The sequence below is a fragment of the Granulosicoccus sp. 3-233 genome, from assembly GCF_052681095.1.
This window is the reverse complement of sequence record NZ_JBQYLE010000034.1, coordinates 1-6643: the sequence shown is the minus strand read 5'-3', so window position 1 is coordinate 6643 and position 6643 is coordinate 1. Positions and strand designations below refer to the sequence as shown.

7 protein-coding genes are annotated in these 6643 nt (G+C 41.5%); all 7 read left to right on the top strand.

Features of this window, described 5'->3' with window-relative positions:
* Nucleotides 1-202 (top strand): hypothetical protein (locus tag ACUNV4_RS30105; protein ID WP_430882382.1); only part of this gene is annotated, 202 nt, incomplete at its 5' end.
* A gap of 17 nt (nt 203-219) precedes the next feature.
* A complete protein-coding gene (locus ACUNV4_RS30100; RefSeq protein ID WP_430882381.1) occupies nt 220-354 on the top strand; it encodes a transposase in 135 nt (44 codons plus the stop codon).
* 662 nt (nt 355-1016) lie between these two features.
* Nucleotides 1017-1706, top strand: coding sequence for an FkbM family methyltransferase (locus ACUNV4_RS30095; RefSeq protein WP_430882380.1), 690 nt, complete (start codon nt 1017-1019; stop codon nt 1704-1706).
* 4 nt (nt 1707-1710) lie between these two features.
* Nucleotides 1711-2808 (top strand): hypothetical protein, encoded by a 1098-nt coding sequence (locus ACUNV4_RS30090; RefSeq protein WP_430882379.1) that lies wholly within the window; start codon nt 1711-1713, stop codon nt 2806-2808.
* Nucleotides 2805-4073, top strand: coding sequence for a lipopolysaccharide biosynthesis protein (locus ACUNV4_RS30085; RefSeq protein WP_430882378.1), 1269 nt, complete (start codon nt 2805-2807; stop codon nt 4071-4073). Before ACUNV4_RS30090 ends, ACUNV4_RS30085 begins: the two co-directional genes overlap by 4 nt.
* 37 nt (nt 4074-4110) lie before the next feature.
* Nucleotides 4111-5334, top strand: a complete 1224-nt coding sequence (locus ACUNV4_RS30080; protein WP_430882377.1) for a glycosyltransferase — start codon at nt 4111-4113, stop codon at nt 5332-5334.
* Nucleotides 5327-6184 (top strand): hypothetical protein, encoded by an 858-nt coding sequence (locus tag ACUNV4_RS30075; protein WP_430882376.1) that lies wholly within the window; start codon nt 5327-5329, stop codon nt 6182-6184. The genes ACUNV4_RS30080 and ACUNV4_RS30075 overlap by 8 nt, the downstream gene beginning before the upstream one ends.
* The last annotated feature ends 459 nt before the right edge of the window (nt 6185-6643 follow it).

Genomic DNA, 6643 nt, shown 5'->3' with positions numbered 1-6643 from the left:
TTCGTATTCGACCCGCCCGGGCTGCTACCTCAAGCCTGAACCGGCTTCACGCAGTGGCTATGCAGTGAACGGGTACCGTCACGAGGTGTACCAGCAGGCGAAAGCCGCTAACCCAGAGCGCTGGAGTGGCGATACCAGAAACTGGGTTCGTCAGCCGGTGATAACGCTGAACCCGGATAAAAGAGAAGAAGCTGTATCCTGATTTAACGCGCAACTCTGTTGACAAATACCGAGCTTTCGGTGACACAGGCAGTTCAGTTCATGAAGGGAAAGAGTTCGCATAGATTGCTCTCGGAGTTCGCACTGCTAAAGAAGCGATATTGGGGTAAATATTTGTGGACTCGGGGGTACTAGCTTTGCAGTAGCGGGAATGTAACGGATGAGATGTGGAAGTAATACATCAAGACTCAGAAGCCCCCGAGCCCGATGATGAATTCAATGTCATCTAGGGAGAGAGCAAGAGTCGGCCAACTGGCCGACGTCCTGGCTTTAGCCGGTGATGCTTTGACAGGTTTTGTGATGACCGGTTGATACCACCTGCTACTGCGTTAGGGTTTGCTTGCTAGCACTATGTAAATCATAGGAAGAGATCGATATGCTAGCCGATAGTTATTGCAAAACACTAGACAAGAAGCGTGGTTTGGAGGGTTTATAGTCTGGACTAATAATCGGATCGGCGATTTTGAATCGTAGAATATAGGAAGTGTGATATTTACTTAACGTTTAACTATACTGCAAGATACCGCACGATTCGAATAGAAGTTTCAGTGCAGTGTTAATCAATACCTTATAATTATTCTAAGAAATAGGTCATATACCTGTATCTAATAAGCCTTTTTTGCTTAGGTTGTTAATTTGGTGCTTGCGAAAATAAGTATTAGTTATATTGCAATAGACACCCGTTTATATATATCGGTTGTAAAATAATTTGTGGAGATCTGGTTATGGTTGGTACGAAATTTATTAACTCAGTACGTAGGGCGAAGAAATTTCTTGTTAATATTAGGTTAATTGATATGTCTCGTCGTTTTGAATACGATGAGAGCTCGATAATTGCAGATATATTAAATAATATGCCTGTCAGGCAAGTTGTAGATATAGGGGCGAATAGAGGGAAGTTTGCAAGAAAAGTGATAAAGCATTCAAAGAATAAGATAGGAGTTCTGTGTGTCGAGCCAAATAAGGATGCTATTGGCGGCTTCGCGGCCAAGCAGGTTTCAAACAATATGGTTAAAATATTGAATTGTGCAGTTGATGCCAGTGAATCTAATCAGAAATTTTATATAACAAATAATGATGAATTTAGTAGTCTCAAGCGTCCTGAAGACATAGATCCGATGTTGGCCGAAAAGATTTTAGTGAACGCCGTAGTTGATGTAAACACACTTACTTTGGATTCAATATTGAAAAGCCACATGTTTTGTAGTAGTGGTCTGAACGTGTTTGTAAAAATAGATAGTCAGGGTATGGACTATGAGATTGTTGAGGCGTGCACGCAGCTAGAAGAAAGGGTCTGCTGTATATTAACTGAAATATCAATGTCAGATCTTTACTCTACAAAAGTAGACTGGAAGGAGCACGTGCAAATGCTCGAGGAAAGGGGGTTTGTTATGGCTGCTGTGTATCAGTCCAATCCCGGTCACCTTCTAAAAATACACGATATTAACGCAGTTTTTATTAATTCTAGAATAAAATCCTGCGAGTAGGCAAATGAATAGTATTCTTATTGTCCGTTCTAAGCGAAGTAAGAGCGTAGGAGGGACTGAATTGCGTTCTTCACAAATTCAAGTGCAGGCTCACAATATAGTAGGTTTCGACACTCAAGTGTTGGAATATCCTGGTGCCAAACACATCAAATTCAATCTTTGCTCTATGTTTGGCATTGCTATTAAGTCATTTAAATATCTGAGGGAGTTTCGCTTCGGTTTACTGTCGCCTCTAAAGTTAGCCATCCTTGAAGATTACATAGGTAAGATGAAAATAATAAGGCGGCCTAATGTCATTTTTTGGGAGCCACATACTGACCCGCTTAGTTATGCCGGGATCGTTTTGAGAAGATTATGGCCAGAGGCGATGCTCATAGCCTTTCCTCACAATGTGGAATCGCTCGTGCCAAGAATACAAAAATACACTACTGTTGAAATATTATCTAGTTTCAATCTAGAAGTGGCTGCTCTAAGTCATGCCAATGTCGTTGCTGGAATTTCTCAATTTGATACTCATATGTACGACTCATTCGGACTCGCTAGTATCTATTATCCTTTCTCGCCTACAACGGCTAGAAAAAAATATCTAGAAAGTATTAAAGCTAGAAGAAAGAACTCGGGTAAGAGTCATGTCATAATATTGGGCTCAGCCCAAAACACTCCTACATACATGGGAATGTTGGAGCAATTCAAGATAATCAGAGAATATCAGTTGGATATTCAATTTGTATTGGCCGGTCGAAAGCTGCCTGGAGAAGAAAAATATAATGACCTATCTATTTTTTCATACAATAATCCAACAGATGAAGAGCTCGCAGAGCTATTGGTTGGCGCTATGTGTATCTGGGTGCATCAAGCAAAAACTACAGGGTCTTTGACTCGTGTTTCAGAAGCTTTAATTATGGGTTTGCCGGTATTGGGCAATATTGATGCGGTGCGTGATTTCGCAAATAGTGCTGGGGTGTGCGTTTACGATGATTCATTAAGTGATTTTAAGGATGAACTTTATAAAGCATTAGAGTTGGGTTGTTTTTCAAATTCTGGTGAATTTTATTATACTGATGGGGCAGAAGCACTATTGAAAGCTGTAGTCAGATCGTGAATCTACTAGGAATAGCTAAATCTAGGTTTAGTTACCTAGGTGGCGCTCACATATTACAATTGGTTTTGTCGCTAGCGGGCACTATATTAATATTTAGGAGTTTGCATCCAAAAGATATTGGAATGGTTGTTTCGATAGTCGCATTGAATGGTGTAATGGTAGTCCCAGTTGCTAGTGGCTTGTCAAAGATTTATACGTCCATTATTAGTCGGCGAGACGATGTTGCCGGTGCATTTTACTGTTCTTCATTTCTGATAGTTGTTGGCGTTTCACTTGCTCTCGCGGCAGTGAGCTATTTTTATTATCTCGAACTGTCGGTCGTAGTGGTTTCGTTTTTTCTAGGCGCGTGCTCTATAAATAAGTTAAATCTTCGGTACGTTGAGGAGGATAAGAAATACAAGTTGTTGGCTGGAACTAGGGTGCTTGCTGGAATATCCGTATTTAGCATAAAACTTGTGGCGGCGTTGTTTTCTAGTAAAATAATATTTTTGTTTAGTTTTGTGTTCGAAGCTATTATATATATGGTTTTGCTCCGTGTGCCAAGTAGGTATTATCTTGATTTTGAAATAGGGCGAAATGGTTTGAAAGACTCTATAGCTTTAGCGATGAAGTTACTTCCTACCGAATTTGCCGCTAGTTTTTCACTAAGGTATCCTATTTTACTATTTAGCAGTCTTGGGCTCCCTGAGTTAGCTGCGCTATATAATGCTGCATCTAGAATACCTGATGCAGTGACGGGGTTGGCAATGGCTTTATTCTCTGCTGTAAGGCCGGCAGCATACCGAGAGTGTTCTGTGGGTGGTCTTGGAAGGTTCCCTTTTGAGTCAACGAAGAATTACTTCGCTATAATCATTGGCATCGTAATTATGCTGGCAATTTTTCTTCCTTGGATCACTCCCATGATATTTGGACAAGCTTATGACGAAGTTAGGTACGTATCCTCTATTTATGCATTGATCACGATCCCGATAGTATTGGGTTCAATACAAGAAGTCTGGCTGATTTGCAATGGCTATTACCGAATGTCTGTATACCGTGTTCTGTTAGGGGGAGGGGCTTCAATCGTATTTGTGACGCTGCTTTTCTTCGAGTATCGAATTATTGGAGCAGTAATTGGTGTAGTTTTAAGTGCGTTTGTTCAAGCAGTATTTTCTAATTTGGTATTTAAGGAGCTTAGGCCAATATTCTATGAGCAGTTTAGATTAGTCAGATCCATATTTAGGATTAAATATTTCGACCTGTCAGATAAAAGCTCGCAAAAATAGATATTTAATTGAAATTTGCAAAGGCACGTAGATTTAGATGAAAAAAGTTATATATGTCGGGTATGACTTGGAAGAAGGGCGTTCGCCGCATCAGGCCATGGCAGCTATATGGATGGCTCTCAATGGACACTTTGTGTATTACTTTACAACTTCTGTTAAACCGGTACCGAGTTGGGCTCGGAAAATTTCTAGTCTCAAGTTTGTTAGCTTTTCGAGTAATAGCCGTGCCCTCGCAGGGTGCAAGCTTGGGTTTGCATTGTTTTTCCGATTGTTAAAGGGGGAGGTCGATATCGTATATGTGCAAGGCGCTCAACAAAGCGTGTTGACATTCTGGGTGCCTTTAGTTTTCAAAAAAATCGAGATTATTTATCACACCCAAGACTTTAAACCAGATATATATTGGTTGTACAATTCCACTGAAAAGATATTAGCCAGAAGATCTGATCTCGTTATTTGTAATGAGATAAACAGAGCTAAAGTGATGCAGGTCGCGAGGAATCTAAGGCGCACTCCCGAAGTAATAAGAACATCTTTGCCTTCAAAATGGCCCGCAATGCGTAGAAGATCGAGTGTAAGAAGTGAAATAATGGCAAATGCAGTATCTGCTGGCTGCTCCGTAGATGTTGATACGGTGTTATTTATCGCTGCGGGAGGTCCATATTTCTCTAGAAGGAAGTCAGACCGACTAATGGCTGCTTTGCTAGAGTTAGAAGAAAAATATGTACTAGTCTTTACAGGGATGGATGCGAATTCAACTAGAAGGCGTGAGTGTATCGACGAAGCTGAATTGCTGGGAGTTTCTGAACGTGTAGTTGTTATGTCAAGGTTAAACTACAGTAGGCTTTTAGAAGTCTATTCTGCGTGTGATTTGGGCATGTTATTGTATAGTGATACTGATTTGGCAAATTTTTACCAAGGACCTGGTCGTTTAACAGAGTATCTACGATCTGGCTTGCCGATTGTTTCGTCTGATTTTCCAGGGCTTGAATTGGTTGTATTAAAGTATGGCATCGGCGCGGTCGCTGATTCCGATAGTCCTATGGAGATATCTGCGGCTATAAAGAAAATATTAATGCACGATGGTCAGTATCCTAAAGAGCGCTTAATCGACATAGCTCGTTATGATATTTGTTATGAGCGTGATGCAGGCAGGGTGCTTTCAAAGTTCTTTAGCTTAAGTGATGATTATTACGATCATCCGTTGTGGTCGTTTTTGGAGAGTGAGTATGCTAGGGATGATGGGGGTAGTACTTATGGATAATATGAAATACATTAATGCATTCTGTTTTGGCATGCCAAAGTGCGGATCAACTACTGTGTCAAGTCTGTTAGGGGGGCATGCTGAAATCTGTCTGCACAATCAAAAAGAGCCTGCAGATTTTCTGAGATATACTAGTGAAAAAAAGAGATTGTCTGGGTATCGTGTTTCGAACAGAACCAAAGTTCTGTTGGATTTTACTACCTCATACGGATTGACTGATAACAGAGATACTTTTTTTCGCAATATCAAAGCATCCGGTCTAAAGCCAGAAGATGCGTATTTCTTTCTTTGTGTGAGAAGGGCAGAAGATATGTGCAGAAGTTACCTAGCGCACGTATTCAGCAGGAGAAGCGTGAACGTGCAAACTGAAAAGAAAGATGTTCTTAACGAATTGCGAGGTGCGTTAGACGCGTCTGGCGCATTGGTGAGGCTTGTGGAAGAGGCTGGTGCTAAAAATATATTTGTAGTTCGGTTTGATGACTTGGTGAAAGATTCTACGCAGAGCATACTTGCCACTAATATGTTCAAGTGGTTGGGGTTGGAACCAGTAGCAACTTCTACGTTGTGGGAGAACTCTGCTGGAAGCGCGAGGAGATATCCTGATGGGGTTGATAAAATTGTGGGTATATTACGAAACACAGCTTTCTTTAGAATGATGCCGAGAGAAATACGTGCGCCGCTACAGCAATTGTTTTCGACTGACGCCACACTTCCTGCTAATTATGAAGATTTATCTACTGAGCTATTTCAAATTGCCATGAGTTTCAGAGAGGCTAAGGAAATGAATAGATTTTACGAAACTATCAGTTCGGGTCCTGTCGAAGTGAGTGGTGGAAACCTGAATTTGTAAAGTTTTAGGATGATTTGAGCTACTTCCTCTATTATTTTTGATTCAGGCTCAATGAATAGGGGGGTCTTCCGGCATTTCGTGTGGGTAGGGTCCTGCTTGGAGGTACCCGTTCACGGCATAGCCACTGCGTGTGGCAGATTCAGGCCCGAGGCAGCAGCCGGGCTGATCGAACACGAATCGCGTCGTCACCTTGCCCGTCATCATGTGCTCCTCACAAGCTGCGCGAATGAAGTGATAGCTTGAGATGCCGATCTTGTGGGCATTGCCAATGATGGTCACTATCAGCGGTCTGAATTGATCGCCCTGAAAAACTGGCTGGCAAAATTCAGCTTTCGCCAGATGACATACGAGCGCAAATCTCGCTTGGCGATATTGTTATTGAGTTCGACCTGTATAACTCGTTTGAGCCTATAAAACTAGTGGTTCTGGCGCTAATCGTCTTCAGGAAATTGCAGCTTT

Excerpts from the sequence above, each read along its gene's own strand:
- ACUNV4_RS30095 (WP_430882380.1), top strand. The coding sequence starts at position 1,017 with ATGTCTCGTCGTTTTGAATACGATGAGAGCTCGATAATTGCAGATATA.
- ACUNV4_RS30090 (WP_430882379.1), top strand. The coding sequence starts at position 1,711 with ATGAATAGTATTCTTATTGTCCGTTCTAAGCGAAGTAAGAGCGTAGGA.
- ACUNV4_RS30080 (WP_430882377.1), top strand. The coding sequence starts at position 4,111 with ATGAAAAAAGTTATATATGTCGGGTATGACTTGGAAGAAGGGCGTTCG.
- ACUNV4_RS30075 (WP_430882376.1), top strand. The coding sequence starts at position 5,327 with ATGGATAATATGAAATACATTAATGCATTCTGTTTTGGCATGCCAAAG.